The sequence below is a fragment of the Mesorhizobium sp. B1-1-5 genome (assembly GCF_006443065.1).
Classification (GTDB): domain Bacteria; phylum Pseudomonadota; class Alphaproteobacteria; order Rhizobiales; family Rhizobiaceae; genus Mesorhizobium.
Window position 1 is genome coordinate 1 of sequence record NZ_VFWS01000389.1, and the last position, 1,395, is coordinate 1,395.

At 61.8% G+C, this 1,395-nt stretch carries 1 protein-coding gene; it reads right to left on the reverse strand.

What is annotated here, in order from left to right:
- The coding region (locus FJ980_RS31665; RefSeq protein WP_140547444.1) for an O-antigen ligase at positions 1–1,290 on the reverse strand (1,290 nt) is incomplete at its 3' end.
- Between the last annotated feature and the right edge of the window lie 105 nt (positions 1,291–1,395).

Below are 1,395 nucleotides of genomic sequence, written 5' to 3' on the forward strand. Positions count from 1 at the left end.
GTCCGTGCCAGGCTCGGGGCCGCTCCAGCCTCTGGCGGCATTTGCCTCTTCGATCCTTGCCGCAGACAGGCGAGGACGGGCAACGGGCAGTCGCGCCAGCTTGAAGAAGCTGAAATACATCAGAAAGGAACCCATGATGTAGGGGTTGAGGATCTCGACCTCGACGAAGGAGCGGATCAGGAGCAGCACCATGACGCCGGCCAGAACGACCGAATCCGCCCGCCATGTTCCGAACGCGACCGCCGAGACATGGCCGTAAAGCGTGCGCAGGATGACCAGCGAAACCAGCGTCGCCCCGACGAAGCCGAGTTCGACAAGGGCTTCGATGTAGGTGTTGTGGAAGTGGAAGCCGGTGCGGGTGGTGATGTAGAACTCGTTCCACAGGCGCTCGGCCTCGGCAAAACCCTGGACCCAGTATGCGGCATAGCCGACGCCGAGCATGGGCGCCCTCTGCGCGGCGTTCCAGCCCTGCTCCCACAGATAGGTGCGCCCGGTGAGCGTCGAATCCTTGCCGAACAGGCCGAGGACGAAGTCCATGAGGCCGAGATTCAGCGCCACAAGGATAGCGACGACCAGCATGCCTGTGCCGACCAGGAAGATCACCCGGCGGTAGCGTCGCGACAGCACCTTGCTCATGGCAAGCAGCATCACCAGCGCCAGCACCGCCGGTGTCGAGGCCATCGAGGTGGCCGAATGCGAGATGACCAGCAGATAGGCCGACAAAAGCACCACCGGCACGGTCAGGAACAGGCTCAGCCGGCCGTGCCTGAGGAAGGCGATGAAGACGACGCTGAAATAGATGCCGAGCGAGGCGACGAAGCCGATCTGGTTCTTTGAGGCGAAGGCGCCGACGAAATTATAGGTGCCGTCGAGGACGTCCTCGGAATAGGCCCCGACCTTGAGAGAGTAGAGCAGGACGACGAATATGCCGACCAGGGCGCCTATTGTCAGGGTCCGCACACTGACGGCTCGCGCCGCGACATAGGCGCAGGCGATGTGGGAGAAGTACTGGACGGCCGTTCTCGCGGTGATGCCGGGAGCGTCCGACCAGAAGACGGAGAAGCATACATAGGCCGCGAACGACAATGGCAGCCAGGCGCTGGACAGATGCCGCAGGAACCGCCTGTAGTCAACCATGATGAGGGGCAGCCACACCGCATAGTAGGCCAGGATCAGCACCTGGCCGAATATGACGGAGTAGGAGAATGCCCAGACCGAGACGGCAACGGCAAAACTGCCGTAGACCGAGTTCCTCTCGGGATCGACCAGCAAGGACTTTGGAATCTTCATCTCAGGTTCTCGCCGAGCCTACCCCGGACCGCCGCGTAATCGGCAGGCATCTCCGTAAGAAGGGTGCAATCGACGGCATCTCCATTGTGCAGTGCAATATAACCT